The organism is Novosphingobium lindaniclasticum LE124 (assembly GCF_000445125.1).
Classification (GTDB): domain Bacteria; phylum Pseudomonadota; class Alphaproteobacteria; order Sphingomonadales; family Sphingomonadaceae; genus Novosphingobium; species Novosphingobium lindaniclasticum.
On sequence record NZ_ATHL01000038.1, the window covers coordinates 31,710 to 58,280 of the forward strand.

Below are 26,571 nucleotides of genomic sequence, written 5' to 3' on the forward strand. Positions count from 1 at the left end.
CTTCCCCTTACTTCTGCCACCGCCCAACGAAGAACCCATCGAGCCCGCCGACCTCGGCCAGCATCCCCGGATCGGTCCGCACCCAGCCCTCGGCGCTCGGCTCCAGCCCCTCCGGCAGTTCCGAAGCCGCAACCGGCACCGGCGTCAGCGCAACCTTGTCCGCCTGATCCTCCCCCTCTTCCACTTCCAGCGAGCAGACCGCGTAGACCAGCTGCCCGCCCGGCTTGAGCCAGCCCGAGGCGCGGTCCAGCATCTTTTCCTGGAGTGCGGTCATTTCCTCGATCTGGCGCTCACCGATGCGGTGCAGCACGTCCGGGTGGCGGCGCGCGGTGCCGGTCGCCGTGCAGGGCGCGTCCAGCAGGATCGCGTCGAACCGTTCCTCCGGCTCCCAGGTCAGGACATCGGCCTGGACCACTTCCGCTTCGAGGCCGATGCGCTTGAGATTGTCGCGCAGGCGTTCGAGGCGGCGCTTGGAGTTGTCGAGCGCGGTGACCTGCCAGCCCGCCGCCGCCAGTTGCAGCGTCTTGCCGCCCGGCGCGGCGCAAAGGTCGAGCACGCGCTTTCCGTGACCCGCGCCCAGCAGCCGCGCGGGCAGACTGGCGGCCAAGTCCTGCACCCACCAGGCGCCGTCGCGGAACCCTTCGAGGTGCTCGACCGCGGTGCCGCGCGCCAGGCGGACATGGCCTGGCATCAGCGAGGTGCCGCCGAGGCGCTCGGCCCATTCGGCGGTCTGCTCGGGATGGCGCAGGGCGAGGTCGAGCGGCGGCGGCTCGGCAAGACCGGCAGCGATCGCTTCCCCGCGAGCGCCCCAGCGCCCCGCCACATCCTCGGGCAGGGTGGGCACATCCGGCAGGGCCACTTCGCGCTTGGTCAGGGTGGAAAACACGCCGTGCGCCAGGCGGCGCGGGCCGCCCATCAGCAGCGGCAGTCCGGTGGCGATCACCGCGTGGGCGGGCGTTTCCAGCCGCAGCACTTGCGCGAGCATGATCTGCAGCACCGCGCGCGCCTTGGCGTCGGGGGCGAGCGGCAGGCGGGTGGCGCTGTCGATCAGTTCGTCGAGATCGGTGCGCCAGCGCAGCACTTCGCCGGCGATGGCGCGGGCAAGCGCCCGGTCGGCATCTCCGCTGACCCGCGCGAGCGCGGAGCCGCCTGCCTGGTCGAGCGTTTCGCCCCGCCGCAGCACGGCATCGATAAGGTTGAGCGCGGCACGGCGCGCCGGAAGGCCGGGAATGTCCATTGGCTGCCCCTATAGCGGATTGCGTTTCGACGCCACCTTCACCACATGGGTTCCATGACACAGCGCGCCACTACACGGCCGGAAGGCTTCACCAAGCCCGCCCACTGGACCAACGACCCCGCGCCGGCACCCTCGCCGGAAGCCGCGAAGGGCGGCGACGGCGAGGAAGAGCAGGACCCGGACGGCATTTCGCCCACCCGCTACGGCGACTGGGTGCGCAACGGCATCGCCATCGATTTCTGATCGCGGGCGGGGCCGGATCTGAGGAAATCCCGTCGTCCCGGACTTGATCCGGGACCGCTGGCAATCCTTTAGGCACGCGCTCGAAGACAAGCGCTGTCCGACATCGCCATAAGTGCTCGACTGCCCGCCAGGCGCGGCTCGGCCAGCGGTCCCGGATCAAGTCCGGGGCGACGAGGCTATTGTCGACCAGTTCCCACCCGCCGCCTACCACTCCCGCGCCATGCCCGGGAGGCGCTCGGCCAGAAAGTCGATCCACGCCCTGGTCTTGGCCGCGGGCCGCCGCGTGGGGTGGGTGACCGCATGGATCGCGCCAAGGTCGTAGAGGTCGGCGCCGAGGTCCAGTTCCACCAGCCGTCCCTCGGCAAGGGCGCGATCCACGAAGAAGCGCGGTCCGTAGACGAGGCCCATGCCCGCCACCGCCGCCTGCGCCAGAACCCAGCCATTGTTCGCATGAAGCGGCCCGCGCACGGCCACCGCGTGGCCGCCGTCGCGCCCGAAGCTCCAGCGGGTGGCGCCCGTCTCGCCGCTGAGCGTGTAGCCCAGGCATTCGTGCGCGGCGAGATCGTCCAGCGAGCGGGGCGGGCCGCACCGTTCGAGATAGCCGCGCGCGGCGCAGACCGCCATGCGCACCGGCGCCAGCTTGCGCGCGACGAGGTTGCTGTCGCCCAGCCGCCCGATCCGCACGGCCACGTCCCAGCGCTCTTCCAGCAGGTCGACGATACGGTCGTTGAGGCCAAGCTCCACCGTGACGGCCGGATGGCGCGCGTGGAATTCGGTCACCAGGTTCACCAGATAGGCGCTGCCGAAAGCGGCCGGGCCGGAGACGCGCAGCAGGCCCTCCACCGCCGTCGACCGGGCCATGGCCTCGGCATCGGCTTCCTCCAGTTCGCCCAGCACCCGCTCGGCCTTGTCGAGATAGGCGGCGCCGGCCTCGGTCAGCGCCAGCCGCCGCGTGGTGCGGTTCACCAGGGTCGCGCCGAGGCGCTGCTCCAGCGCGTTGAGGTGCTTGGCGGCCATGGCCGGCGACATCGCAAGATCGCGCGCCGCCGCCGAAAGACCGCCGAGCCGGATCGCCTTCACGAAGACCTCGATGCCCTTGAGCCGGTCCATTCAACACTCCTGGTATCAAGTCATTCAACAAGCGCCATGATTATCATCAGGGAGATGAAGGTCTAGATAGGTCTTCGAAAGGACGCCTCCCATGACCTCGACGCCTTCCAGCGCCCCTTACGGCGCTTTGATCCTTCGCATCGCGCTGGGCGCGCTGTTCATCGCCCACTTCGCGCTCAAGCTGTTCGTCTTCACACCCGCCGGAGCGGCAGCCTTCTTCGGCAGACTGGGGCTGCCCCCGGCGCTGGCCTATGTCACCATGGCGGCGGAGCTGCTCGGCGGGCTGGCGCTGATCCTGGCATCTACGCCCGCGCGGTGGCGCTGGCCTTGATCCCGCTGCTGCTCGGCACCATCGTCCTCGTACATGGAGTCAACGGCTTCTTCTTCGACGGCACGGGTGGCGGCTGGGAGTATCCCGCCTTCTGGTCGATCGCCCTTCTCGTCCTGGCCCTGATCGGCGACGGTGCCCACACGCTCGTCCCGACCCGGCGCAACTGAGGAACCCCCACCATGACCCGCCAACCCAGCTTCTTCATCCCGCACGGCGGCGGCCCCTGCTTCTTCATGCCCGATCCGCAAGGCAACTGGACCTCGATGGCCGCTTTCCTGCGGGGCCTGCCGGAATGCCTCCCCGCGCCGCCCAAGGCGATCCTCGTCGTCTCCGGCCATTGGGAAACCGAGGGCTTCGCCTTCACCGGCGCCGAGCAGCCCGAACTGCTCTTCGACTACTACGGCTTCCCGCAGCACACTTACGAACTCCGCTTCGACGCCCCGGGCGCGCCCGCGCTGGCGGAGCGCGCCAGCCTGCTCCTGCGCGGCGCCGGCCTCGCCGCGGCGCCCGACCCGCAGCGCGGCTACGACCACGGCGTGTTCATTCCGCTCAAGGTCGCCTGGCCCGAAGCGGACGTGCCGGTCGTCGAGATGTCGCTCGATCGCTCGCTCGACCCGGCGCTGCACCTCGCCGCCGGACGCGCGCTGGCCCCGCTGCGGGACGAAGGCGTGCTGATCCTGGGATCGGGCATGAGCTTCCACAACATGCGCGGCTACGGCAATCCGGCCTCGACCGAGGCTTCGCTTGCCTTCGACCAATGGCTCACCCGCACCGTCGAAGCCGACGCGGGACCTCGCGCCGAAGCGCTGTCGCAGTGGGCGCAGGCGCCCGGCGGCCGCTTCTCGCACCCGCGCGAGGAGCACCTGCTGCCGCTGATGGTGGTGGCCGGGACGGCGCAGGGCGCGGGGAAGAAGGTCTATTCGGACCTGGTGCTCAAGACGGCGATTTCGGCATTTCGGTTCGACTGACGGGATGCCGCCAGCCTCAATGCAACAGTTCGCACCGATTCCGCCCACCGCGCTTGGCAGCGTAGAGCGGGCCATCGGCAGCGGCGATCCAGTCCTCCACCGTGGCGATGGAATCGCTCAGCGGCGCGATGCCGAAGCTGGCGGTGACGCGGATCGTCGAGCCGCTGGGCACCGCGATGTCGTGCTGAGCCAGGGTCACGCGGAACCGCTCCACCGCCACCAGCGCCTCGGCCGCTTCGGTTTCCGGCAGCAACACCGCGAACTCCTCGCCCCCTAGCCGGCCGAGCGAGTCCACCGGCCGCGTCGCCCCGACCACGGTCGCGGCCATCTCGCGCAGCACCGCATCGCCGGCCGGATGGCCATGGGCGTCATTGACCTGCTTGAAGTGATCGAGGTCGATCAGCACCAGGCAACTGGGCCTGCCGTAACGGCGGAAGCGGTCCATCTCCTGCCGGGCCTTGTCGAGGAAACCGCGACGGGTGAGCGCCCCGGTCAACTGGTCGCGCTCGGCGATGCGGCGCAGTTCCAGCTCGTTCATGACGATGCGCGCGAAATTGCCGAGCAGGGCGACTTCGGCCTCGTTGAAATCCCGCACTTTGTCGTCGATCGCGCAGAGCACGCCGACATTGTAGCCTTCCGGCGTCAGCAGCGGGATGCCCGCATAGCTGCGCACATTGGGGTCGTCGGTGACGAAGGGGTTGTCGGCGAAACGGGCATCGAGCCGGGCGTCGGATATGAGGAACGGCGCGGTCTGCTGGATCGCATGGGTGCAGAACGAGACGTTGCGCGGCGTCTCGGCCACGCCGATGCCGCTGCGCGCCTTGAACCACTGGCGGTCGGCGTCGATCAGCGTGACGGCGGCCATGGGCACGTTCAGCACCGCGCGCACCAGCGAGACGACATGCTCGAACGCGTCCTCGGGCTCGCTGTCCAGCACGTCCAGATCGTGCAGCGCGGCCAGGCGGCCCTGCTCGTCGTCGAGGATGGTTTGGGGGAGCATGGTTTGGCCGGTCATCCTGGCATTCCGATCACGCCGCGTCCGCCGCGACCAAGTTGATCCATCGATCGGAAGAACCGGCGCTGCCCGCCGGCACCCGATCGCGCGAGCGTAGGCGAGCCGTGCCCAAGACGTCCCGGCAATGGCCCCTACTTATGTAGCTGCCTCTATAGCAGGATTAAATTCCTGAAAATGGCTTCCAGGCGAGGTTTCTCGCAACTTGCGTTCGCTCCTGCCTGAAATACGGCACGATCAGGGACTTATCTCGATCGGGGTGCCTTCCGGCACCGCTTGGTAGAGCGCCTCGATCTCCGTGTTGGACACGGCGATGCAGCCGTCCGTCCAGTCGCCGGGCACGCGGCCTGCGCGCAAGGCGTTCGGCTGGCCGTGGATCATGATCATCCCTCCGGCGGACCGCCCGCGCGCCTGGGCATAGGCCCGGTCCTGCGCGCTGGGATAGGAGATGTGAAGCGAGAGGTGATAGCGGCTCTGCGGATTGCCCCAGTCGATCTCGTAACGGCCTTCGGGAGTGCGCTCGTCCCCTTCGAAGCGCTTGGGGCCGGTGGGCTCGTCGCCGAGCTGGATGTGCTCGATCACATGGACGAGCCGGTCGCCGGTCCAGAGTTCCATGATCCGCGCCGCCTTGTGCACGCGGATCAGGTCGATCTGGGGAAGCTGGAGAGCCGGCTCTGCATCCGCCGCGCCGAGCAGAAGCAGAAGCAGGAGCGGCGCGAGCCTGAACCCGCGCCGCACCGGATCAATCCAGGAAGGGATCGCGCACGAGGATGGTGTCCTCGCGCTCGGGGCTGGTCGAGACCAGCGCCACCGGGGTTTCGATCAGTTCCTGCACGCGCTGGATATACTTGATCGCCTGCGCGGGAAGGTCGGCCCAGGAACGGGCGCCGGCGGTGGTGCCCTGCCAGCCGTCCATTTCTTCGTAGATCGGCTCGACCTTGGCCTGGTCGGCGGCGTGGCTGGGGAAATAGTCCAGCACCTTTCCGTTGAGGCGGTAGCCGGTGCAGATCTTCACCTTCTCGAAGCCGTCCAGCACGTCCAGCTTGGTCAGCGCAATGCCGGTGACGCCCGAGATGGCGCAGGACTGGCGGGTGAGCACCGCATCGAACCAGCCGCAGCGGCGCTTGCGGCCGGTGACTGTGCCGAATTCATGGCCCCGCTCGCCAAGGCGCTGGCCGGTCTCGTCCTCCAGTTCGGTCGGAAACGGGCCCGAGCCGACGCGGGTGGTATAGGCCTTGACGATGCCCAGCACGAAGCCGGTGGCCGAAGGGCCGAGGCCCGAACCCGAAGCCGCCGTGCCCGAAACCGTGTTCGAGCTGGTGACGAAAGGATAAGTGCCGTGATCGACATCGAGCAGCACGCCCTGCGCGCCTTCGAACAGGATGCGGGCGCCGGCCTTGCGCACCTTGTTCAGGCGCTTCCACACGGGCTGCGCGAACTGGAGCACGAAAGGCGCGATCTCGCGCAGTTCCTCGATCAGCGCCTCGCGATCGACCGGCGGCTGGTTGAAACCGGCGCGCAGTGCGTCGTGGTGGGCGCAGAGACGGTCGAGCTGCGGATCGAGCGCATCGAGGTGCGCCAGGTCGCAGACGCGGATGGCGCGGCGGCCGACCTTGTCTTCGTAAGCCGGGCCGATGCCGCGGCCGGTGGTGCCGATCTTGCCCGAACCGGCCGCCGTTTCGCGCAGGCCATCGAGGTCGCGGTGGAGCGGCAGGATCAGCGGGCAGTTGTCGGCAATCGCGAAGTTCTCGGGATTGATCTCCACGCCCTGGCCGCGCAGCTTCTCGACTTCGGCCTTGAGGTGCCAGGGATCGAGCACGACGCCATTGCCGACGATCGACAGCGTGCCCGTGACGATGCCCGAGGGCAGCAGGCTCAGCTTGTAGACCTGGTCGCCCACGACCAGCGTGTGGCCGGCATTGTGGCCGCCCTGGAAACGGACCACGGCATCGGCGCGGCTGGCGAGCCAGTCGACGATCTTGCCCTTGCCCTCATCGCCCCACTGGGCGCCGATCACGGTTACGTTGGCCATGGATATACTCCTCCACCCTGCCACGGTGGATCCAATAACGCCCTTCGACAGGACTCGGCGATATGGATTTGCGTTGGGGCAAAAGCGCCCCGGCTTTTCGCCCGCGCCCTAGTGGCAAGGCGCATGGCTCGTCAAGGGTAGACCGCGCCTTCGTACCGGAAGCCCCCGTCGTCCCGGATCAAGTCCGGGATGACGATGTTGCGCTGGCGAATCACAGCGCGACCGCTTCGCCGCCTTCCAGCTTGTGCGAACACCCCAGCGCCAACGGATCGTCGCTTTCGGACAGCGCCGCCACCGTCGTCCAGCCGATCGCGCGCTGCTGCCCGGCTACACGCGGATCGTGCCCCAACGGCAGGAACAGCTTGCGCTGCGCCTGCGGTTCGGCAGCCAGCAGGTCCACCAGCGGGTCGGGATAGAGCGAGAAGCCGGTGGCCGATTCGGGATGATGCCCGGTCTGGCCAAGGATGCGATAGGTACCACCCCGACCGAGGCTGCCCGAGATTCCCTCGGCATAGATCGTGAAGCCGAACCACGACTGATACTCGAAACCGTGCCGCTCGGACGGATCGAGCGTGATGCGCGCCTTGTCACTCACGCGCGCGGCGATTTCGCGCAAGCCCGCGATGCGGCTGGCGAGCGCGCCGCCGCATTCGAAAGCCGCAATACGCTCGATCGCGCTGGCGAAAGGACCGACCGCGTAGAGCAGCGGCAGGTAGCCCTCGCCGCCCACGTCGACGAGCCCGCCTGCGTCCTTGGCGTCGAGCATCTGGCGCACCGCCGCGATGCGGGCTTCCGGCAGCGGCAGGGCTTCCACGCTGAGCGTATCGACAAGGTCCGGCAGGGTGAAGTCCACCGAGATCCCGGTGGCGCCAGCCGCGCGCAGGGCCTCGATCGCCAGTTCGACGATCTCGGCGGCGGCGGCGACCGAATCGGTGCCGATCAGCTCGGCGCCCAGCTGGAGCCGCTCGCGGCGCGGATCGAGGCCGTCGCCCTTGATCGTGCAGACCTGCCCGGAATAGGACAACCGCAGCGGACGCGGCGCTTCGGCAAGCCCGGTAGCCGCGATGCGCGCGACCTGGGCGGTCATGTCCGAGCGCAACGCCAGCATCCGCAGGGAAACGGAATCGACGAAGCGGAACATGCGCCGCACCTGCACGCCTGCCATGCGGTGCGCGAGAGCCTTTTCGAACTCGATCAGCGGCGTTTCCACGCGCTCGTAGCCGTGGCTCGCCAGCACGTCATGCGCCATGCGGCGCACCTGCTGCGAGGCCGAGGCCTGCTGAGGAAGACGGTCGCCCAGTCCTTCGGGCAAGAGATCGCGGTCGTTGTCCTGCATGATGATGGCGGCCTTAGCGAGGTGAGGCAGAGTTGTCGAATGATTGCAGGAGCAGCGTTCGCGGCATTTTCGAAAAGAAAAGGGGCCGGCATCCGCAGACACCGGCCCCTTCCGTTGGGAGCTTTCGATCCGTCAGATCAGACGAACTTGAGCGCCTTGACCGTCTTCACGCCGGGAAGCGCGGTGGCCGCCTTGAGGACGTCCTCCGACACGGCGCTGTCGACCGAAAGCAGCAGCACGGCCTCGCCGCCCGCGTCGCGGCGGCCGAGGTTGAAGGTGCCGATGTTGATCGCGTTCTCGCCCAGCAGGGTGCCGATGCGGCCGATGAAGCCGGGGGCGTCCTCGTTGACGATGTACATCATGTCACCGGCCAGCTCGGCCTCGACCTTGATGCCGAACAGTTCGACCAAGCGCGGTTCGACATTGTTGAACAGTGTGCCGGCCACCGAACGCTCGCCCGCTTCGGTCTTCACCGAGACGCGCACCAGCGTGTGGTAGTCGCCCTCGCGCTCGGTCTTCACTTCGCGCACTTCAAGGCCGCGCTCCTTGGCGAGGAACGGCGCATTGACCATGTTCACGGTGTCCGACTGGACGCGCATGAAACCGGCCAGCACGGCGGCGGTGATCGGCTTCTGGTTCAGTTCGGCAGCGGCGCCCTCGACGTGGATCGAGATGCGGGGAACCGAGTCGCGGGTCAGCTGGCCGACCATCGAACCCAGCATTTCAGCGAGCTTCATGTAAGGCTTCAGCTTCGGCGCTTCCTCGGCCGAGAGCGAGGGCATGTTGAGCGCGTTGGTGACGCCGCCGTTGACCAGGAAGTCGGCCAGCTGCTCGGCAACCTGCAGCGCCACGTTGACCTGGGCTTCGGTGGTCGACGCGCCGAGGTGCGGGGTGCAGATGAAGTTCGGCGTGCCGAACAGCGGCGAGTCCTTGGCGGGCTCGGTCTGGAACACGTCGAGCGCGGCACCGGCGACATGGCCGTTGTCGAGCATGGTCTTCAGCGCGGCTTCGTCGATCAACCCGCCGCGGGCGCAGTTGACGATGCGCACGCCCTTCTTGGTCTTGGCCAGGTTCTCGGCCGAGAGGATGTTGCGGGTCTGGTCGGTCAGCGGCGTGTGCAGCGTGATGAAGTCCGCCTTTTCGAGCAGGGTGTCGAGATCGGCCTTCTCCACGCCCATTTCCACGGCGCGCTCCGGGGTGAGGAACGGGTCGAAGGCGACGACCTTCATCTTCAGGCCCAGCGCGCGGCTGGCGACGATCGAGCCGATGTTGCCGGCGCCGATCAGGCCGAGCGTCTTGCCGGTGACTTCGACGCCCATGAAGCCGTTCTTCGGCCACAGGCCCTGCTGGGTCTGGGCATTGGCTTCGGGGATCTGGCGCGCGAGCGCGAAGATCATGGCGATGGCATGTTCGGCGGTGGTGATCGAGTTGCCGAACGGGGTGTTCATCACCACGACGCCCTGGGCCGAAGCGGCCGGGATGTCGACGTTGTCGACGCCGATACCGGCGCGGCCGATCACCTTCAGGTTCTTCGCGGCGGCCAGGATTTCCTTGGTGACCTTGGTCGAGGAGCGGATGGCAAGGCCGTCATAGTCGCCGATGCGGGCGATCAGCTGCTCGGGGGTCTCGCCGGTGATGACGTCTACGTCGCAGCCGCGGATCTCGAAGATACGGGCGGCGTTGGGGTCCATCTTGTCCGAAATGAGGACGCGGGGCTTGGTCATGGAAGTATTCCTTCACTCGTCATCCCGGACCTGATCCGGGATCGGTGGAAGTCTTGGCGGAGCTTCACCCGTGGTTTGGGTCCAGCTCCGCCAGCGGTCCCGGATCGAGCCCGGGACGACGTGGAATTGGTTAGCCGGCCTTGACGGTGGCGTAGGCCCAGTCGAGCCACGGTCCGAGCGCCTCGACGTCGGCCGTGTCTACGGTGGCGCCGCACCAGATGCGCAGGCCCGGAGGGGCATCGCGGTATCCGGCGACGTCATAGGCCGCACCTTCCTTTTCGAGCAGCGCTGCGAACTTCTTGATGAAGTCGGCATCGGCACCCTCGACGGAGAGGCAGACCGAGGTCTTGGAGCGGGTGCCGCTGTCCACCGCAAGGTGCGACAGCCAGTCACGCTCGGCCACGATCTTGTCCAGCGCGTGGGCATTGGCGTTCGAACGGGCCTTCAGCCCTTCGAGACCGCCGAGACCCTTGGCCCATTCCAGAGCGAAGATCGCGTCTTCGACGGCAAGCATCGAGGGGGTGTTGATGGTTTCGCCCTTGAACACGCCCTCTGCCAGCTTGCCCTTCGAGACAAGGCGGAACACCTTGGGAAGCGGCCAGGCCGGGGTGTAGTTCTCCAGCCGCTCGACAGCGCGCGGGCCGAGGATCAGGACGCCGTGGCCGCCCTCGCCGCCCAGGACCTTCTGCCAGGAGAAAGTGGCGACGTCGATCTTGGACCAGTCGATGTCATAGGCGAAGACCGCCGAAGTGGCGTCTGCGAAGGACAGGCCTTCACGGTCTGCCGGGATCCAGTTCGCGTCCGGAACGCGCACGCCCGAAGTGGTGCCGTTCCAGGTGAAGAGCACGTCGTCGGACCAGTCGATCTTGTCGAGGTCGGGCAGCTGGCCGTAGTCGGCGCGGAACACGGTGGGTTCCAGCTTGAGCTGCTTGACGGCGTCGGTAACCCAGCCCTCACCGAAGCTTTCCCAGGCCAGCGCGGTCACGCCGCGGGCGCCGAGCATGGTCCACATGGCCATCTCGAAGGCGCCGGTGTCGGAGCCGGGGACGATACCGATGCGATGCGTGTCAGGCAGCTGCAGAACTTCGCGCATGAGATCGATGCAATACGCAAGGCGCGTCTTGCCGATCTTGGCGCGGTGCGAGCGGCCGAGAGCTTCGGTATTCAGTTTTTCGGGGGCATATCCGGGCGGCTTGGCGCAGGGACCGGACGAGAAGTGCGGACGCGCAGGTTTGCGGGTCGGAACAGCAACAGGCGCTTCCGCGCCTTGGGGAAGCGTAATACCATCAGTCATTTCTGACTCTCCTTACAGAGAGCACGCGCGGCGTTGGGACCGCGTGGCCCGGAGCTGCGTCTAAAGTCCCCGCGAAATTTGTCAAACGATTCTCCGACCGCCGGCGTCATTTCGTTTCGCCGGAGGCCGCTCCAGCAGTGGATCCCGATATGCCCAAGCGCGGAAATCCGGCCCTCCTGCGGCGGGCAGGTTAGCGGTGGATAAACCGCTGTCGCCGATTCCGGCCGCGCGGGCGGCTCGGTAATCTCCCGTTCACCCGCAACCCGGATGCTTGTACCGGATGATGATCTCGCCGTACCGCCTGCTCTTCGCCCTTCCCCTGATCGCCGCGCTCAGCAGCTGCATCGACCGGCCGGAGCATAGGCGCGGCCGCGGTTCGCACCCGGCGGCGGCGCCGCGTCCTCAGGCGGTCAAGACCTCGCGCGAGGCACGGCAATGCATGGCGACCCTCACCGCGCAGCGGGTCGTGTTCACGCCCGTCGAGGACCGCTATTACGGGAACGGCTGCTCGACGGTGGGAACCGTCAAGCTGGCCGCTCTCAACACCGACGACGCCACCGTCACGGTCACCAACCTCGGCCCGGTGACCTGCGACACCGCCACGCCTTTCGCGGCCTGGGCGCGCTACGGCGTGGACCGGGCGGCACAACAGATCCTCGGCAGCCGGATCGTGCGGATCGAGACGTATGGCAGCTACAATTGCCGCAACATCGCGGGCAGCCGCCGCCGCTCGGGCCATGCCACCGCCAATGCCATCGACGTTTCCGCCTTCGTTCTGGGTGACGGCCGCCGCGTGAGCGTGCTGGAGGATTGGGACGGCGGCACCCCCGCCGAACGCCGGTTCCTGCGCGTGGTCCACCAAAGCGCCTGCAAGCGCTTCGGCACCACGCTGGGCCCCGACTACAACGAGGCCCACCGCAACCACTTCCACCTGGAAGCGGACGGCGCCCGTTTCTGCCGGTGATCCGGCTGACGGCGCTGTCGAAGGCTCGCCGCCCAGAGTAATCTCGCGCAGGGATCGCTTCGCTCTCTTGGACGGGAGAGGGTCGGACGATCTGAGGGATCATCCCCCAGACCATCTCCTTCAAACCTTTGCAGGTGCCAGTTTCGGGCTCAGCAGGTGCACCACGGCCAGCGCCACCAGATAGGCGCTCGCGCAAATCGCGAAGAGCACTTCGTAGCTATGCGTGGCATCGAGAATGTAGCCCGCGAAGAGCGCCATGCCCATGCCGCCGAACGCGCCCACGGTGCCGCCGATGCCGACCACCGAGCCCACCGCTCCGCGCGGGAAGACGTCGGAGGGCAGCGTGTAGAGATTGGCCGAGAACGCCTGGTGCGCCGCCGTGGCAAGACCGATCACCAGCACCGCTGACCATACGCTGTCGATGCTCTGGGCGAACCAGATCGGCAGGACGCAGAGAGCGCAGATCAGCATCGTGATCTTGCGGGCGAAGTTGGGCGTCTTGCCCGCCTTGATCAGCTTCGAGGACAGCCAGCCGCCGCCGACGCTGCCGAGGTCCGAGATCAGGTAGATGCCGGCCAGCGGCAGGCCGAAAGTCTTGAGATCGAGGTCGTAGCGTTCGAACAGGTAGCCCGGTAGCCAGAACAGGAAGAACCACCAGATCGGGTCGATCAGGAACTTGCCGAGGGCGTAGGCCCAGGTCTCCTTGACGGTGAGCAGCCTGGCCCAGCCGATCTTCTCCACCGGATCGGCGGGATCCTGCTGGATCCAGGCGAGTTCGCCGCGCGTGACGCGCCCGTGCTCGGCCGGGTGGCGGTACATGGTCCACCAGGCGCCGAGCCAGAGAATGCCGAAGATGCCGGTGACGAAGAAGGCCATGCGCCAGTCGAACCAGAGCACCAGCAAGGGCACGATCAGCGGCGTCAGGATCGCGCCGACATTGGCGCCGGCGTTGAACAGGCCGATCGCGAAAGCGCGTTCCTTTTGCGGGAACCAGTCGGTGACGGCGCGGATGCCGGCGGGGAAGTTGCCCGATTCGCCGATGCCTAGGCCGAAGCGCGCCATGGCGAAGGACGTCACCCCGCTGGCGAAGCCGTGCGCCATGTGGCTGATCGTCCAGATGACGAGGGCGATGGCATAGCCGATGCGCGCGCCCAGCACGTCCACCACTTTGCCGAACGAGAGATAGCCGATGGCATAGGCCAGCTGGAACCAGAACACGATCCTGGCAAAGTCCGATTCGGTCCAGTGGAACTCGGCTTCCAGCGTAGGCTTGAGCACGCCGATCATCTGCCGGTCGATGTAGTTGATCGCCGTCGCCGCGAAGAGCAGCGCGACGATCACCCAGCGATAGCGCCCGGCGGTGGAACGAAGGTCCGCCCGGTCGCCGCCCGTACCTCCGATCGGCGCGCCTTCGGTCATTTCCCCGGCAGCTGCATTCATGAGATCCTGCTCCCTTTTCGGCGGCGCCGTTGCGGGCCTGCCGATCGATCTTTCCTAGGCGGGTTCGGCCGCCACGATCTTGCAGCCGACGCTGCCATGTCCGTCGAAATGCGCCAGCACGTTCTGCCCCGACATGACCGGATGGACCCCGGTGACCGCCCCGGTCGAGACCCAAGTGCCGCCGCTGCAATCGATGCCGCGGGCGGAGAGGTTGGCGAGCAGGAAGCGCACTGCACCCAGCGGCCCGTCCAGCATCGTCGCCGTGGTCGCCGAGGCGATTTCCAGATCGTCGATCTCGAAGCGGACTTTGATGGTCTCGAACTGCGCGCTTTCCCAGCCTTCCAGCACCGGCCCGACCACCATGCCGGCGTTGTTGCCGAAATCGGAAATCGTGACCGGCGGCCCATCGGCATTGATGCCCGGGTAAGGCGAACTGGCGACTTCGATGCCGATATGCACGGCGTCCAGCACCTTGCGGGTCGCGGCATCGTCGGCCGGGATCACGCCGTCCCAGCCGGGGGCGACGTGAAGGAGGAACTCCGCTTCGGCTGCCGCGAATCCCTTGGCGAAGACCGGCATCTCGGGCGCTTCGCCGGCGGCCACGGTGACCACGCTGTCCGCGAAGATCGGGCCGGACAGGCGATTGGCACCCAGCCGCGCGTCTTCCGGCGCATTGATCTTCCCCACCTTCCAGCCCGCGACCCGGCGGCCGTCGAGCGCGATCGCCAGGTCCTGGATCGTATAGGCCTCGACGAGGTCGCAAGGCGCCTCGCCCGGGTAAGTGGCAAGAGCGCGCCTGTCCCGCCGCGCCGCCACGAATGCACCCGCGACCGCATGAGCCTTGTCGGGGGACGCCTGTTCGTTGGAGCTCATCTCCATCCTCTCGTTGTTCTCGCTGCCGGGCTAAAGGAAACCGGTGTCATTGGCAAATCAAAAGCGACGCGCTCCCTTGGCAAGGCGCGCACTCCCGAGCGACGGGCCATTCCCGCGGCACGAGCTATGCAACGGAAGTTCGAGTGTGGAGCACAGGACCATCGCCGACCGAAGCTGGCGTGAATTTGCAGACTTCCAGCATACGGAAACCGGTGTCATCTTGCCTTTCCGCGCGCAGGCAGGCAAGCGGCTCGGAACATATCGGCAAAACCGCAGGGCGGAGCCGCCACCGGGCAAGCCGAAAGGGGCAAAGATGCCGGACGAAAAACGCGACACCAAGCCGACCATCAACGATGTCGCCCGCCTTTCCGGCGTGTCCAAGAAGACCGTCAGCCGCGTCATCAACAAGTCGCCGCTGCTCGGCCAGGCCACCCGCGAAAAGGTCGAGGCGGTGATCGCCGAGATCGGCTACGTGCCCAATCCGCAGGCACGCGCCCTGGCCCTGCGCCGCAACTTCCTGATCGGCCTGATTCACGACAACCCGAATGCCCAGATGGTGCTCGGCGTGCAGGAAGGCATTCTGGAGGCGATTCGCGACACCGAGTTCGCGCTGGTCGTTCGCCCGGTCGATCGCCACGCTCCGACCATGCTTGAGGATATCCGCCGCTTCATCGAGCAGCAGCGGCTCTATGGCGTGTTGCTGCTGCCCCCCATTTCGGAAAACGACGGATTGGCGGCGGTCTGCCACGAACTGGGCTGTACCCTGGTCCGCATGGGCTCGGCCCGGCTCGACGACGACCGCCACCTGGTGGCCTCCAACGATCGCCATGCCGTGAAGGAGGCCGTGTCATGGCTGACCAGTCTCGGCCATCGCCGGATCGGCTTCATCGCGGGACCGGAAGGCTTTCGGTCCGCCAGCGAGCGCGAACTGGGGTTCATCGACGGGCTGAATTCCGCCGGGCTCAAGCTGGATCCCGCGATCGCCGCAAGGGGCAACTACCGCTTCGAATCCGGCCTGGCCGCGGGCGAGCGCCTGCTTTCGGCCGATCCGCGTCCCACGGCGATCTTCTCCAGCAATGACGAAATGGCCGCCGGCGTACTGCACGCCGCACGCGCCAAAGGCATTTCCGTGCCCGAGCAGCTCTCGATCATCGGCTTCGACGATACGGCCATCGCCGCGCATATCTGGCCGCCGCTGACCACGGTGCGCTGGCCGATCGTGCCGATGGCCACGGCCGCCGCGCACAAGCTGATCGATCCCGGCAGCGCCGCCGACCAGCCCTCGCTGTTTCTTTCCGACCTCGTGCGCCGCGCCTCGGTCGCCGCCCCGGACCGGACGACCTGAGTGGCGCGCGAACAACTCGCATCGAGGATTGTTGACACCGGTTACCGCGACGGGATAGGACTGGATCTCAAGAGAATTGAAGTCCCACTATACGGAACAGAATTCCACAAGGGAGAGCCGGAGTGTTCTGCAAGACCTATCACGCCACCCATCCGGACATGATGGAGTGCGTCTCCAACGAGGAACTGCGCGACCGCTACCTCGTCGGCGGCATGTTCGAGGACGGCAAGGTCAGCCTCAACTACTCGCACAACGAGCGCTTCGTGATCGGCGGCGCGGTGCCTTCGCAGGGCCCGCTCAAGCTGCCGGCGCAGACCGAGCCCAAGAGCGCCGAAGGCCACCCCTTCCTCGAACGCCGTGAAGCGGGCATCATCAACATCGGCGGTCCGGGCGCGATCACGGTGGACGGCCGGCGCTTCGAGATGAAGAACAAGGAATGCCTCTACGTCCCCATGGGCTCGGACGAGGTGATCTTCGAAGGTGAGACCGCGCGGTTCTACATTGCCTCGGTCCCGGCGCACAAGGCGTGCCCGATCAAGCACATCACGCTGGAACAGGCCAATCCGCTGGCGCGCGGCGACCTTGCCAACTCGAACCAGCGCACGATCTACCAGCTGGTGATCCCCGGCGTCTGCGAGAGCGCGCAGCTCCTGCTCGGCCTTACCGTGCTGGAAGAAGGCTCGGTGTGGAACACCATGCCGCCCCACCTTCACGACCGCCGCAGCGAGATCTACCTCTACTTCGACCTGCCCGAAGAGAACGACCGCGTGTTCCACTACATGGGCGAGCCGGACCAGATGCGCCACATCGTGATCGCCAACGAAGAGGCGGTGATCAGCCCGCCCTGGTCGATCCACATGGGTTCGGGCACCAAGAAATACGCCTTCATCTGGGCGATGGGCGGGGAAAACCTCGACTATACCGACCTGAACGTGCTGGATATCTGCCAGCTTCAATAAGGGACCCCTTCCCGCCGCCCACTCCCTCGTCATTGCGCGGAGCGAAGCGACGAAGCAATCCAGAGCCGCATAGACCGCCCTGGATCGCTTCGCTTCGCGCGAAACGACGCGCAGCGGTAAGGGTTGGCAGCAAGGTCCGGAAATCCGGATATCGAGATTGGGACAGGACTGACTTATGGCGATTTCCTTCAGCCTCGAAGGCAAGAGCGCGCTGGTGACCGGCGCCAATACCGGGATCGGCCAGGCCATTGCCGTGGCGCTCGCCGAAGCGGGCGCGGATGTCGCGCTCGCCGGCCGCAGCGAACCTGCAGAAACGATCGCCCTCGTCGAGGCGACCGGCCGCAAATGCGTGAACATCAGGGCCGACCTCTCCTCGATCGAACCGGTGGGCCGCGTGATCGACGAAGCGGCGGCGGGCCTCGGCAAAGTGGACATCCTCGTCAACAACGCCGGGATCATTCGCCGCGACGATCTGCTCCAGTTCTCCGAAGACGACTGGGACGCGGTGATCGACACCAATCTCAAGACACTGTTCTTCCTCAGCCAGGCGGCGGCCAGGGGCATGGTGGAACGTGGAACCGGCAAGATCGTCAACATCGCCTCGCTGCTCACGTTCCAGGGCGGCATCCGCGTGCCCAGCTATGCGGCGGCAAAGTCCGGCGTGGGCGGCGTGACCAAGGCCATGGCCAACGAGCTTGCGCCCCGGGGCGTGCAGGTCAATGCCATCGCACCGGGCTATATCGCCACCAACAACACCGCCGCGCTGCAAGGCGACGAGACGCGCAATCGCCAGATCCTGGAGCGCATCCCCACGGGCCGCTGGGGTGATCCCAAGGATATTGCCGGCGCCGCCGTGTTCCTGGCTTCCCCGGCCTCCGACTATGTGACAGGACACGTCCTCGCCGTGGACGGCGGTTGGCTCGCGCGCTGAGGAATATCGATACAATGACCGGTCACGTTACCTGCTTCGGTGAAGTTCTGATCCGTTTCGCCACCCCTGACGCCCGTCTGGTGGTGCAGTCGGATTCGCTCGACATGGTGGTGGGCGGGGCCGAAGCCAATGTCGCCTCGGGACTGGCGGCGCTGGGTCATGAAGTCCGCATGGTCACGCGCCTGCCCGCCAACCCCTTGGGCGACAAGGCCCGCGCGGCGCTCGGCGCGGCCGGCGTCGGCCTTTCCGGGGTGACATCCGGGCCGGGGCGCATGGGGCTCTACTTCCTCGAAACCGGCGCCGGTCTTCGCCCTTCCGCCATCACTTACGACCGCGCAGGCAGCGCCTTCGCCCAGTCCGCCGTGCAGGACTTCGACTTCGCCGCCGCGCTGGACGGCGCGCGCCTGCTGCACCTTTCCGGCATCACCCCCGCGCTCGGACCGGGCGGCGTCGCGCTGGCCAAGGCCGCCGTGCGCGCCGCGCAGGAAGCCGAGGTGCCGATCTGCTTCGACGGCAACTACCGCGCGCTGCTCTGGGAAAGCTGGGACAGCAACCCGCGCGAGATCCTGACCGAACTGGTCTCCGCCGCCACGGTGATGATCGGCAACCACCGCGACATCTCGCTGCTGCTGGGCAAGACCTTTTCCGGTGACGGCGAGGACCGCCGCCGCGAAGCTGCCGAGGCCGCCTTCGCCGCCTTCCCGAACCTCCAGGTCATCGCCTCGACCGCGCGCCATGTCGTCAATGCCGGACACCACCGCATCGCCGCCCGCATCGACGGCCGCGATCATGCCGTGCAGACCGCCGAGGCCGACGTCACCGGCATCGTCGACCGCATCGGCACCGGAGACGCTTTCGCGGCCGGCGTGCTGCACAAGTGGCTGGAAGGCGCGGACCTGTCGGCCATGGCCGATGCGGGGCTGGCCTATACGGTGCTCAAGCACTCGCTCCACGGCGACATGAGCCTGATCGGCAAGGCGGAGCTGGAAGCGTTCTCGATCGCCGGAGGTGACGTGCGGCGCTGATCGGCTGCCTGAAGACGACGAACAGGAAGCGCGAAGAAATACGTCGTCCCGGACCTGATCAGGGACCGCTGGCGGAGCCGCGCCTTGCTCGCAGACGTGCGCCTAAAGACTTGCCAGCGGTCCCCGATCAAGTCCGGGACGACGAGCTTAGGGGGGAAGAGGAACCGCATCATGGCCATACGCATTGATCGCCGCACCCTCGTGAAGTCTGCCGCAGTGCTGACAGCGACAACCTCGACTCCCCTCCTTGCCAAATCGCCCGCCGCTCCAACAGTGGGCCGCTACCTCGGCCTCACCGAACAGGGCGTGCTCGCGTTCAAGGGCATCCGCTACGGTCGCGCCGAGCGCTTCGCCCGCGCCGTCGCCGAGCCCTGGACCGGCCCGCGCGTGGAGGCGCGCGCCTTCGCGCCGATCTGCCCCCAGCGCGGCCAGGACGGCGAGCCGCAGTCCGAGGATTGCCTGTTCCTCAACGTCTGGACGCCCGACGCGCACCCGGCGGCGAAGCGGGCGGTCATGGTCTACTTCCACGGCGGCGCCTATACGACCGGCTCGGTCACCGATCCGCTCACCCACGGAGCGAAACTCGCGGCCGGAGGCGACGTGGTGGTCGTCACCGTCAATCACCGCCTCAATGCACTGGGCTATGCCTGGCTCAAGCCCTTCGGCAACCGCTATGCCGACAGCGGCAACCTGGGCCAGCTCGACCTGATCCTCGCTCTACAATGGGTGCGCAACCACATCGCCGCGTTCGGCGGAGATCCGGCGCGGGTCATGGTCTTCGGCCAGTCCGGCGGCGGGGCCAAGATCGCGACGCTCATGGCCATGCCCGCCGCCAGGGGGCTGTTCCACGCCGCCGCCACCATGAGCGGGCAGCAGGTCCAGGCCAGCGGTCCGATGCATGCCTGGGAACGTACCCGAACGCTGATGGCCGCTCTCAAGCTGGCGCCCGGCGATGTCGAGGGCCTGCGCACCATGCCGGTCGCCCGCCTCGTCGAAGGCCTCACCGCCACCGATCCGGTGATGGGCAGCGGGCCGGTCTATTTCGGCCCGGTGCTCGACATGACCAACCTGCCGCGCCATCCGTTCTGGCCGGACGCCGCGCCGCAATCGCTGTCGGTGCCGATGATCCTCGGCAACACCCGCGAGGAAACCCGCGCTTTCCTCGATCCGCGCGGCCCGAAGCTGAAGGGACTGGATTGGGCCAATCTGGCCGAGCGCATGGCCCGCGAGGTCAAGATCGACCTCGACCCGCAATGGGTGGTCGATCGGTACCGCGCCCGCGAACCCGGCTGGAGCGTGGAACAGGTGTTCTACGCCGCCACCACGGCGGGCCGTTCCTGGCCGGGTCAAGTCATCGAGGCCGATGAGCGGGCGAAAGCGGGCGCGGCGGCGACCTGGGTCTATCAGCTCGAACGCCCCTCGCCCGTCGATCCCCTGCGCGGCGCGGCGCATACCGACGACATTCCTTACGTCTTCGGCACGCTCGACGCGCCCGGCAGCTTTTCCGGCACCGAGGCCGGGGCACGGGCCCTGAGCCAGGCGATGATGGACGCCTTCACCGGCCTCGCGAAGACCGGGCGGCCCGGACGGGCGGACTGGACCGGCTACGCCCTGCCCTCCCGCGCAACGATGGTGTTCGGCGACCACATCCGCATGGAGAACGACCCACGCGGCTGGCAGCGCGAACTCTGGTCCCAGGCACCTTACGTCCAGCCCGGCACCTAGTCGCTCCCCGGCACGGCGCGGAATTCAGCGGAGCACCATCCAGATCAGCAGGCCCAACCCCACCACTTGCACCGCAACGATCGCGCGCAGGCGGTTGACGAAGGGCTGCTTGCGCGTCTTGTGCCGCAGGACGTGCCGCGCCAGCAGCGCACCGGGCGAGCCGCCGATGGCCGCATAGGCCAGCAGCCGTCGCTCTGGCACGCGCCGTCCGCCCGCCATCGCCCGCCCCTTGTCGAAAGCGAAGGCGAAGAACGCCGCGGCGTTGACGATGCCCAGATAGACGGCAAGAAGCAGGGTCCAGTCCATGCCGCGCCCATTCCAGTGTCCGGTGCCCGAGTCCACCCTCCGCGTGGGGCGAACGTTCCGACAGGAGACTGGCTCTATTGCAGCCAAGCTGTCATGATGCCGTGCAAGGGCCGAGACGTACAATGAGGCAGGTGTGAAGACCGAGGATATGCTGGACTTTAGCGAAACACCCACCCGGCGCGACATCACCGAGGAACAGGAAACCATGGTGGCCGACGATCTTGCCACCCAGCCCGCGCGGTTCTTCAACCGCGAGCTGAGCTGGCTGGCCTTCAACGAGCGGGTTCTCGCGGAAGCCACCAATCCCAACTACCCGCTGCTCGAGCGGCTGCGCTTCCTCTCGATCTCCGGCAGCAATATCGACGAGTTCCTGATGGTGCGCGTGGCCGGCCTGGCCGGGCAGGTGCGCCGCCAGATCGAGGAGATCTCGATCGACGGCCTCACCCCGTCGCAGGCGATCGCCTCCACGCATGAGAAGGTGATCCAGCTCGAACAGATCCAGCAGGAAATCTGGACCGGACTGAAAGTGCAACTGGCCGAGGCCGGGATCCGGGTGGTGGGCGAAGAACGCCTCGACGCCGAGCGCGAGGCCTGGCTGCGCCGCTACTTCCTGGAACACGTCATGCCGGTGATCACCCCGCAGGCGATCGATCCGGCGCACCCCTTCCCCTTCGTCGCCAACCAGGGCATCGGCGTTCTTTTCGCCCTCACCCGCCAGGCCGACGAGGCGCCGGTGATGGAGATGGTGCTGATCCCCGGCCCCTTGCCACGCTTCGTCCGCATCCCGGGCGAGGAGGCGGCCTGGATCTCCATCGAAGACCTGATCTGCCGCAATGCGGACGAACTGTTCCCCGGTTTCTCCGTCGACGGCCACGGCGTGTTCCGCATCCTGCGCGACAGCGATATCGAGATCGAGGAAGATGCCGAGGATCTGGTGCGCTACTATCGCACCGCGATCCAGCGGCGGCGCCGCGGCCTGGTGATCGTGCTCCAGCTTCAGGGCGCCTTCGATCCTTCCGCCGAGGATCTGCTGCGCAACCAGCTCGGCCTGGACAAGGCACTGATCATGAAGACGGAAGGGCTGATCGGCATCTCCGGCCTTTCCGCGATCTGCGACGAGGACCGCCCGGAACTCAAGTTCGAACCCTATAGCCCGCGCTATCCGGAGCGCATCCTGGAGCATGACGGGGAAATCTTCGCCGCCATTCGCGAAAAGGACATCGTCGTCCAGCACCCCTACGAAAGTTTCGAGGTGGTGATCGACTTCCTGCGCCAGGCCGCGCGCGACCCCGACGTGATCGCCATCAAGCAGACGCTCTACCGCGCCGGCAAGCAGTCCGCGATCATCTCCGCGCTGATCTATGCCGCCGAACAGGGCAAGTCGGTGACGGCCGTGGTCGAGCTGAAGGCCCGTTTCGACGAGGAGCAGAACCTGCTCTGGGCCAGCCAGCTCGAGCGGGCGGGTGTCCAGGTGATCTACGGCTTCGTGGACTGGAAAACCCACGCCAAGACCTCGATGATCGTGCGCCGCGAAGGGGAAAGCTACCGCACCTACTGCCACTTCGGCACCGGCAACTACCACCCGATCACCGCGCGCATCTATACCGACCTGTCGTACTTCACCGCCGATCCGGCGATCGGGCGCGACGTGGGCCGGCTGTTCAACTTCATCACCGGCTATGTCGAGCCCAAGGTGACGGAGTGCCTGTCGATCTCCCCGATCTCGCTGCGCTCGACGATCTACGAAGGGATCGACGGCGAGATCGAGAATGCCCGCAACGGCAAGCCGGCGGCGATCTGGGCCAAGCTCAACTCGCTGACCGACCCGGACCTGATCGACCGGCTCTATGCCGCCAGCCAGGCCGGCGTCGACATCGACCTGGTGGTACGCGGCATCTGCTGCCTGCGGCCGGGCATCGAGGGCCTTTCAGAGAACATCGCGGTCAAGTCGATCATCGGCCGCTTCCTCGAACACTGCCGCATCTGGGCTTTCGCCAACGGCGAGGAACTGCCCAACCGCAAGGCCAAGGTCTACATCACCTCGGCCGACGCCATGAGCCGCAACCTCGACCGCCGCGTCGAAGTGATGGTGCCGATCGCCAACAAGACGGTGCACGACCAGGTGCTGGACCAGGTCATGCTGGCCAACCTGCTGGATACCGAGCAGTCCTGGGTGCTCCATCCCGATGGCAGCTACGACCGGGTCGGCGAAGTGGACAACCCCTTCAATCTGCACCGCTATTTCATGACCAACCCGTCGCTCTCGGGACGCGGTGCGTCGCTTGCCAGTGGACGAAAGGTGCCAAAGCTCTCGCTAAGGCGCGGCAACATCTGACATAGGGGGCGCAGGCTGCCCGCTCCTGGGCGATTCGTCTGAACGGAATGATCGGCATAAGCCAAAGCAGCGAAAAGCGCGCTATTATCGATATCGGGTCGAATACCGTGCGCATGGTCGTCTACAACGGGCCGCCCCGCGCGCCGGTGGTCGTCCTGAACGAGAAGGTCAACGCGCGGCTGGGTCGCGACCTCGGCAAGACCGGGGCGATCAACGAAAAGTCGATGAAGGCCGCGCTGGTGGCGCTGGCCCGGTTCGCCGGGCTGCTGCGCCTGCTCCATGTTCGCGACGTGGAATGCGTGGCCACCGCCGCCGCGCGGGACGCCACCAATGGCCAGGCCTTCCTAGACGCCGTGCGCCAGTTCGGCCTCTCGCCCCGCCTGCTCTCGGGCGAGGAAGAGGCGCGCGCCAGCGCGACCGGGGTGATCGCCGCCTTCCCGGGGGCCCACGGCATCGCGGCGGACCTCGGCGGCGGCAGCCTCGAACTCGTCGAGATTGCGGAGGGTCGCAGCACCGGCGGCATCACCCTGCCGCTCGGAACCCTGCGCCTGCCGGACTTGCGCGCTGCGGGCGAGGCCCGGTTCTCCGAAACCGTCCGCAAGGGCCTCGACAAGGCGGGCTGGAACAGAGGACGCGGCCAGCCGCTCTATATCGTCGGCGGTTCCTGGCGCGCGCTTGCGCTCCAGGCCATGCGCGCGCTCGACTTCCCGGTGGACGATCCCCACGGCTTCGAACTGCCCGCTTCCGAGGCGCTGCGCCTGGCGCGGGTCTTCGCCAAAGGCAAGCTCAACGACGTCGATCCGCGCATCTCCGCCAGCCGCCTCGCCACTCTGCCCGATGCCGCCGCCCTGATGGTGGAAGTGATCGCGCGGCTGAAACCGTCCAAGCTGGTGTTCTCCTCCTGGGGTCTGCGCGAAGGGCTGCTTCACGCACAACTTCCCGCCGAGATCCAGGCCCAGGATCCGATGCTCGCCAGCGTCGCCGCGTTCTCCGCCGCCGCGCGCGTCACTGCGGAAGACGCCCTGGCGGTTGCCCGCTGGACCGCGCCGGTCTGCCGCGAGGAACCGCAGGACCGCCAGCTTCGGCAGGCCTGCGGGCTGCTCGCCCTTGCCGCGATGCGCACCGAACCGAACCTGCGCACCGAGGAAGCGATGACCTGGGCCTTGCGCAAGCGCTGGATCGGCCTCGACATGCACGGGCGCGGCATGATGGCGATGACCGTCTTCGCCAATTCCGGCCAGACCGAAGTGCCCGAGCAGTTCACGCGCCTCGCCTCGCAGGAAGACCTCGACCGCGCGATCGGCTGGGGCCTTGCCGTCCGCCTCTGCCGCCGCCTGACCGGCTGTTCGGCCGAGGGCCTTGCCCGCAGCTCGATCCGCAGCGAACAGGGCAGGCTGATCCTCACCCTCGACCCTTCGATGCGCCCGCTCTACAGCCCCGGCGTCGCCAAGGATCACAAGGCGCTGGCCGACTGGCTGGGACTGGAATGCGCGGTTTGCGATCAGAGTGGGGCGGCGTTGGTGGATTGAGGGGCAGTGTCGGGCTGACGTGTGAGCATAGCACTCCGGTGCAGCCAAGGGTGGTTCGGTGCGGCGCTTACCGCGCAGCCCACCCCGAACCCGCCCTTACCCCACCAGCGTCGCGCTCTCGGCAATCGCGGAGATGCCGCGCTTGCCGCCCTGCCGGTCCAGCTGCACGACGATGTCGATTACCGACGCCGCATATTCCAGCGTCTCCGCCCGCGTGAGGCCGATGCCCGTCTGCATCGACATCAGCGCGATCTGCTCCAGCGCGCCGCGCGGGGTGTTGGCGTGGACGGTGGAGAACGAACCCGGATGTCCCGTGTTGATGGCGCGCAGGAACGAGACGGTCTCCGTGCCGCGCAATTCGCCCAGCACGATGCGGTCGGGGCGGAGGCGCAGGGCGGCCTGGAGCAAGTCGTTGGCCGAAACCTTGGCCTCGCCGAGTTCGCCCTTCACGGCGATCAGGCCCACGCCATTGGCGCCCGGCAGGCGCAGTTCGGCGGTATCCTCGACAAGGACGACGCGCTCCTGCTCCGGGATTTCCGAAAGCATGGCGTTGAGGAAGGTGGTCTTGCCGGTCGACGTGCCGCCCGAGATCAGGATCGTGCGGCGGCGGCGGATGGCGTCGCGCAGGAAGGCGATCGGCTCGGCCATGGGATCGGGCGTGGGCTCTTCCGGCGGCACGGTTATCGGGCCGCGATCGTAGGCGTCCAGCGGCAGTTCCAGCAGGCGGTGGCGGCGGATCGCCATGGCCCAGTTGGCGCGGGTCGCGGGCGGCCCGACCAGCTGGATACGCGCGCCGCTCTGGTTGCCATATCCCGGCAGCGTGGCGGAGAGCAGCGGGTGTTCGCGGTTGATGCCCTGGTGGCTGATCCGCGCGACCTGCTCGGCCAGGCGCTGGAGCAGGCGGTTGTCCATCTCCGGCAGCAGGATGTGCTGCATGCCGGCCTGCGCCGCGTCTTCCACCCAGATCTCGCCGGGGCGGTTGACCAGGATTTCGGTCACCGTCTCGCGGTCGAGCCAGGGCCGCAAGGGCGCCAGGTAGGCGTCGAGATAGACCGACCGCGCCGCCGTCAGCGCGGGCGGTGCGTCAGGCACCGGAGCGGTCCCTTGCAGGGTCAGGATATCGGCCATCTTGCTTCACTGGACCTGGCTGAAATCGAGATCCTTGGCGGTAAAGACGCGGATCGGTTCGCCCTGGCGGACGCGAATGGTCGGGCCGACGGTGCCGCTCTGCTGAACCGCCGCCGCCGCCGCCGACTGCCCGCCGCCGATCACGACGCTGGAGCCGCTGGTGGCGAGGGTCGATAGCCCGCCGACGACCGACAGCAGCATGGCCGAGCCGAAGCGTTCGAAGAAGTGGCTGTTGACCTTGCCGGGCAGGCCGGTTTCGCCGCCGAAGGCGATGGCGGGCGAGCCGAGGTTCACCGAGACGCCGTCCGGACGGATCAGGCGGCTCCAGATCACATAGGCGCGTTTCTGCCCGGCGGTGAGGCCGCTCTTGTATTGGCCGATCAGGCGCGAGGAGCGCGGGACCAGGGTACGCTTGCCGTCGAAGCTGCGCACGTCGGCCGAGACGATGGCGCGCACGTACCCGGGGACGTCGGTGTCGATCGCGGTTTCCAGCACGGCGGGGATCAGCGTGCCCTGGGTGACGGTGGTGGCGGGATCGAAGGTGCGCGCGGCAGCGGCGGTGCTGCCGGTGCCGCCGATGCGCGCCGCGAAATCGTCATTGGGGTTGCCGCCCTTGGCCTCGCCTGCAGGACCGACCGCCGGGATCGTCACCGCGTTGCCGCCCGCGTCGAAGACGACGGTGGGATTGGCGAAGGGATTGGCTTCCGGCGCAGGCGCGGCGCCG

Annotated in this window: 25 protein-coding genes; 12 read left to right on the forward strand and 13 right to left on the reverse strand. The window is 67.5% G+C overall.

Features of this window, described 5'->3' with window-relative positions; translation table 11 throughout:
* Nucleotides 1–7: 7 nt before the first annotated feature.
* Nucleotides 8–1,237 (reverse strand): RsmB/NOP family class I SAM-dependent RNA methyltransferase, encoded by a 1,230-nt coding sequence (locus L284_RS29185; RefSeq protein WP_021232837.1) that lies wholly within the window; start codon nucleotides 1,235–1,237, stop codon nucleotides 8–10.
* A gap of 54 nt (nucleotides 1,238–1,291) precedes the next feature.
* On the opposite strand from L284_RS29185, the gene L284_RS29190 reads away from it, so the two are divergent.
* Nucleotides 1,292–1,480, forward strand: coding sequence for a DUF1674 domain-containing protein (locus tag L284_RS29190; RefSeq protein WP_081673901.1), 189 nt, complete (start codon nucleotides 1,292–1,294; stop codon nucleotides 1,478–1,480).
* A 204-nt stretch (nucleotides 1,481–1,684) separates the two neighbouring features.
* On the opposite strand, the gene L284_RS29195 is transcribed toward L284_RS29190, so the two are convergent.
* Nucleotides 1,685–2,590 (reverse strand): LysR family transcriptional regulator, encoded by a 906-nt coding sequence (locus L284_RS29195; protein ID WP_021232839.1) that lies wholly within the window; start codon nucleotides 2,588–2,590, stop codon nucleotides 1,685–1,687.
* Nucleotides 2,591–2,681: 91 nt separating this feature from the next.
* Between L284_RS29195 and L284_RS48655 the strand changes: the two genes are divergently transcribed.
* The 3 genes from L284_RS48655 to L284_RS29205 are packed head-to-tail and all read left to right on the forward strand — an operon-like array spanning nucleotide 2,682 to nucleotide 3,889.
* Nucleotides 2,682–2,921, forward strand: coding sequence for a DoxX family membrane protein (locus L284_RS48655; protein WP_235054305.1), 240 nt, complete (start codon nucleotides 2,682–2,684; stop codon nucleotides 2,919–2,921).
* Nucleotides 2,906–3,088 (forward strand): hypothetical protein, encoded by a 183-nt coding sequence (locus L284_RS48660; RefSeq protein WP_021232840.1) that lies wholly within the window; start codon nucleotides 2,906–2,908, stop codon nucleotides 3,086–3,088. The genes L284_RS48655 and L284_RS48660 overlap by 16 nt, the downstream gene beginning before the upstream one ends.
* A 12-nt stretch (nucleotides 3,089–3,100) precedes the next feature.
* Nucleotides 3,101–3,889 (forward strand): DODA-type extradiol aromatic ring-opening family dioxygenase, encoded by a 789-nt coding sequence (locus L284_RS29205; protein WP_021232841.1) that lies wholly within the window; start codon nucleotides 3,101–3,103, stop codon nucleotides 3,887–3,889.
* A 16-nt stretch (nucleotides 3,890–3,905) separates the two neighbouring features.
* Here the strand turns inward: L284_RS29205 and L284_RS29210 are convergent, their stop codons facing one another.
* The 6 genes from L284_RS29210 to L284_RS29235 form a co-directional block, all read right to left on the reverse strand.
* Nucleotides 3,906–4,904 (reverse strand): GGDEF domain-containing protein, encoded by a 999-nt coding sequence (locus tag L284_RS29210; RefSeq protein ID WP_021232842.1) that lies wholly within the window; start codon nucleotides 4,902–4,904, stop codon nucleotides 3,906–3,908.
* A 234-nt stretch (nucleotides 4,905–5,138) separates the two neighbouring features.
* The gene (locus L284_RS29215) at nucleotides 5,139–5,639 is read right to left on the reverse strand and encodes a L,D-transpeptidase family protein (RefSeq protein WP_021232843.1); all 501 of its coding nucleotides are present in this window, start codon (nucleotides 5,637–5,639) and stop codon (nucleotides 5,139–5,141) included.
* Nucleotides 5,640–5,643: 4 nt separating this feature from the next.
* Nucleotides 5,644–6,933 carry an adenylosuccinate synthase gene (locus tag L284_RS29220; protein ID WP_021232844.1) on the reverse strand — a complete coding sequence of 430 codons (1,290 nt, stop codon included), beginning with the start codon at nucleotides 6,931–6,933 and terminating at the stop codon, nucleotides 5,644–5,646.
* Nucleotides 6,934–7,144: 211 nt separating this feature from the next.
* A complete protein-coding gene (locus L284_RS29225; protein WP_021232845.1) occupies nucleotides 7,145–8,269 on the reverse strand; it encodes an ATP phosphoribosyltransferase regulatory subunit in 1,125 nt (374 codons plus the stop codon).
* A 137-nt stretch (nucleotides 8,270–8,406) separates the two neighbouring features.
* Entirely contained in the window at nucleotides 8,407–9,993 is a 1,587-nt protein-coding gene (serA, locus tag L284_RS29230; RefSeq protein WP_021232846.1) for a phosphoglycerate dehydrogenase, read from the reverse strand.
* Between the two features lie 130 nt (nucleotides 9,994–10,123).
* A complete protein-coding gene (locus L284_RS29235; protein ID WP_021232847.1) occupies nucleotides 10,124–11,287 on the reverse strand; it encodes a phosphoserine transaminase in 1,164 nt (387 codons plus the stop codon).
* 283 nt (nucleotides 11,288–11,570) lie between these two features.
* Here L284_RS29235 and L284_RS29240 point away from each other — a divergent pair, with 283 nt between their 5' ends.
* Nucleotides 11,571–12,251, forward strand: a complete 681-nt coding sequence (locus L284_RS29240; RefSeq protein ID WP_040712558.1) for an extensin family protein — start codon at nucleotides 11,571–11,573, stop codon at nucleotides 12,249–12,251.
* Nucleotides 12,252–12,371: 120 nt separating this feature from the next.
* On the opposite strand, the gene L284_RS29245 is transcribed toward L284_RS29240, so the two are convergent.
* Nucleotides 12,372–13,670, reverse strand: a complete 1,299-nt coding sequence (locus L284_RS29245; protein WP_031341566.1) for an MFS transporter — start codon at nucleotides 13,668–13,670, stop codon at nucleotides 12,372–12,374.
* A 75-nt stretch (nucleotides 13,671–13,745) separates the two neighbouring features.
* Complete coding sequence (locus L284_RS29250; protein ID WP_152524606.1) at nucleotides 13,746–14,564, reverse strand: 2-keto-4-pentenoate hydratase; 819 nt, start codon at nucleotides 14,562–14,564, stop codon at nucleotides 13,746–13,748.
* A gap of 313 nt (nucleotides 14,565–14,877) precedes the next feature.
* Here L284_RS29250 and L284_RS29255 point away from each other — a divergent pair, with 313 nt between their 5' ends.
* The 5 genes from L284_RS29255 (at nucleotide 14,878) to L284_RS29275 (ending at nucleotide 20,549) form a co-directional block, all read left to right on the forward strand.
* Nucleotides 14,878–15,909: a LacI family DNA-binding transcriptional regulator gene (locus tag L284_RS29255; protein ID WP_031341567.1), complete on the forward strand. Its 1,032-nt coding sequence runs from the start codon at nucleotides 14,878–14,880 to the stop codon at nucleotides 15,907–15,909.
* Between the two features lie 122 nt (nucleotides 15,910–16,031).
* On the forward strand, nucleotides 16,032–16,868 hold the full coding sequence (gene kduI, locus L284_RS29260) for a 5-dehydro-4-deoxy-D-glucuronate isomerase (protein WP_021232852.1): 837 nt from the start codon (nucleotides 16,032–16,034) through the stop codon (nucleotides 16,866–16,868).
* A gap of 175 nt (nucleotides 16,869–17,043) precedes the next feature.
* Nucleotides 17,044–17,799, forward strand: a complete 756-nt coding sequence (gene kduD / locus L284_RS29265; protein WP_021232853.1) for a 2-dehydro-3-deoxy-D-gluconate 5-dehydrogenase KduD — start codon at nucleotides 17,044–17,046, stop codon at nucleotides 17,797–17,799.
* 14 nt (nucleotides 17,800–17,813) lie between these two features.
* Nucleotides 17,814–18,824 carry a sugar kinase gene (locus L284_RS29270; RefSeq protein ID WP_021232854.1) on the forward strand — a complete coding sequence of 337 codons (1,011 nt, stop codon included), beginning with the start codon at nucleotides 17,814–17,816 and terminating at the stop codon, nucleotides 18,822–18,824.
* A gap of 171 nt (nucleotides 18,825–18,995) precedes the next feature.
* Complete coding sequence (locus L284_RS29275; RefSeq protein ID WP_031341568.1) at nucleotides 18,996–20,549, forward strand: carboxylesterase/lipase family protein; 1,554 nt, start codon at nucleotides 18,996–18,998, stop codon at nucleotides 20,547–20,549.
* Between the two features lie 24 nt (nucleotides 20,550–20,573).
* On the opposite strand, the gene L284_RS29280 is transcribed toward L284_RS29275, so the two are convergent.
* Nucleotides 20,574–20,855: a DUF1294 domain-containing protein gene (locus L284_RS29280; RefSeq protein ID WP_031341569.1), complete on the reverse strand. Its 282-nt coding sequence runs from the start codon at nucleotides 20,853–20,855 to the stop codon at nucleotides 20,574–20,576.
* A 133-nt stretch (nucleotides 20,856–20,988) separates the two neighbouring features.
* On the opposite strand from L284_RS29280, the gene L284_RS29285 reads away from it, so the two are divergent.
* Both L284_RS29285 and L284_RS29290 read left to right on the forward strand, forming a co-directional pair.
* On the forward strand, nucleotides 20,989–23,190 hold the full coding sequence (locus L284_RS29285) for an RNA degradosome polyphosphate kinase (protein WP_021232857.1): 2,202 nt from the start codon (nucleotides 20,989–20,991) through the stop codon (nucleotides 23,188–23,190).
* Nucleotides 23,191–23,237: 47 nt separating this feature from the next.
* Nucleotides 23,238–24,719 carry a Ppx/GppA family phosphatase gene (locus L284_RS29290; RefSeq protein ID WP_021232858.1) on the forward strand — a complete coding sequence of 494 codons (1,482 nt, stop codon included), beginning with the start codon at nucleotides 23,238–23,240 and terminating at the stop codon, nucleotides 24,717–24,719.
* Between the two features lie 96 nt (nucleotides 24,720–24,815).
* Here the strand turns inward: L284_RS29290 and virB11 are convergent, their stop codons facing one another.
* On the reverse strand, nucleotides 24,816–25,847 hold the full coding sequence (gene virB11, locus L284_RS29295; RefSeq protein WP_021232859.1) for a P-type DNA transfer ATPase VirB11: 1,032 nt from the start codon (nucleotides 25,845–25,847) through the stop codon (nucleotides 24,816–24,818).
* A 6-nt stretch (nucleotides 25,848–25,853) separates the two neighbouring features.
* On the reverse strand, nucleotides 25,854–26,571 hold a 718-nt coding region (locus L284_RS29300), incomplete at its 5' end, for a TrbI/VirB10 family protein (RefSeq protein ID WP_021232860.1).

What these genes read in the sequence shown, in the direction of transcription:
- L284_RS29185 (WP_021232837.1), bottom strand. Translation starts at nt 1,237, where the DNA reads ATGGACATTCCCGGCCTTCCGGCGCGCCGTGCCGCGCTCAACCTTATC.
- L284_RS29190 (WP_081673901.1), top strand. Translation starts at nt 1,292, where the DNA reads ATGACACAGCGCGCCACTACACGGCCGGAAGGCTTCACCAAGCCCGCC.
- L284_RS29195 (WP_021232839.1), bottom strand. Translation starts at nt 2,590, where the DNA reads ATGGACCGGCTCAAGGGCATCGAGGTCTTCGTGAAGGCGATCCGGCTC.
- L284_RS48655 (WP_235054305.1), top strand. Translation starts at nt 2,682, where the DNA reads ATGACCTCGACGCCTTCCAGCGCCCCTTACGGCGCTTTGATCCTTCGC.
- L284_RS29205 (WP_021232841.1), top strand. Translation starts at nt 3,101, where the DNA reads ATGACCCGCCAACCCAGCTTCTTCATCCCGCACGGCGGCGGCCCCTGC.
- L284_RS29210 (WP_021232842.1), bottom strand. Translation starts at nt 4,904, where the DNA reads ATGACCGGCCAAACCATGCTCCCCCAAACCATCCTCGACGACGAGCAG.
- L284_RS29220 (WP_021232844.1), bottom strand. Translation starts at nt 6,933, where the DNA reads ATGGCCAACGTAACCGTGATCGGCGCCCAGTGGGGCGATGAGGGCAAG.
- L284_RS29225 (WP_021232845.1), bottom strand. Translation starts at nt 8,269, where the DNA reads ATGCAGGACAACGACCGCGATCTCTTGCCCGAAGGACTGGGCGACCGT.
- serA (WP_021232846.1), bottom strand. Translation starts at nt 9,993, where the DNA reads ATGACCAAGCCCCGCGTCCTCATTTCGGACAAGATGGACCCCAACGCC.
- L284_RS29235 (WP_021232847.1), bottom strand. Translation starts at nt 11,287, where the DNA reads ATGACTGATGGTATTACGCTTCCCCAAGGCGCGGAAGCGCCTGTTGCT.
- L284_RS29240 (WP_040712558.1), top strand. Translation starts at nt 11,571, where the DNA reads ATGATCTCGCCGTACCGCCTGCTCTTCGCCCTTCCCCTGATCGCCGCG.
- L284_RS29245 (WP_031341566.1), bottom strand. Translation starts at nt 13,670, where the DNA reads ATGACCGAAGGCGCGCCGATCGGAGGTACGGGCGGCGACCGGGCGGAC.
- L284_RS29250 (WP_152524606.1), bottom strand. Translation starts at nt 14,564, where the DNA reads ATGAGCTCCAACGAACAGGCGTCCCCCGACAAGGCTCATGCGGTCGCG.
- L284_RS29255 (WP_031341567.1), top strand. Translation starts at nt 14,878, where the DNA reads ATGCCGGACGAAAAACGCGACACCAAGCCGACCATCAACGATGTCGCC.
- kduD (WP_021232853.1), top strand. Translation starts at nt 17,044, where the DNA reads ATGGCGATTTCCTTCAGCCTCGAAGGCAAGAGCGCGCTGGTGACCGGC.
- L284_RS29270 (WP_021232854.1), top strand. Translation starts at nt 17,814, where the DNA reads ATGACCGGTCACGTTACCTGCTTCGGTGAAGTTCTGATCCGTTTCGCC.
- L284_RS29275 (WP_031341568.1), top strand. Translation starts at nt 18,996, where the DNA reads ATGGCCATACGCATTGATCGCCGCACCCTCGTGAAGTCTGCCGCAGTG.
- L284_RS29280 (WP_031341569.1), bottom strand. Translation starts at nt 20,855, where the DNA reads ATGGACTGGACCCTGCTTCTTGCCGTCTATCTGGGCATCGTCAACGCC.
- L284_RS29290 (WP_021232858.1), top strand. Translation starts at nt 23,238, where the DNA reads ATGATCGGCATAAGCCAAAGCAGCGAAAAGCGCGCTATTATCGATATC.
- virB11 (WP_021232859.1), bottom strand. Translation starts at nt 25,847, where the DNA reads ATGGCCGATATCCTGACCCTGCAAGGGACCGCTCCGGTGCCTGACGCA.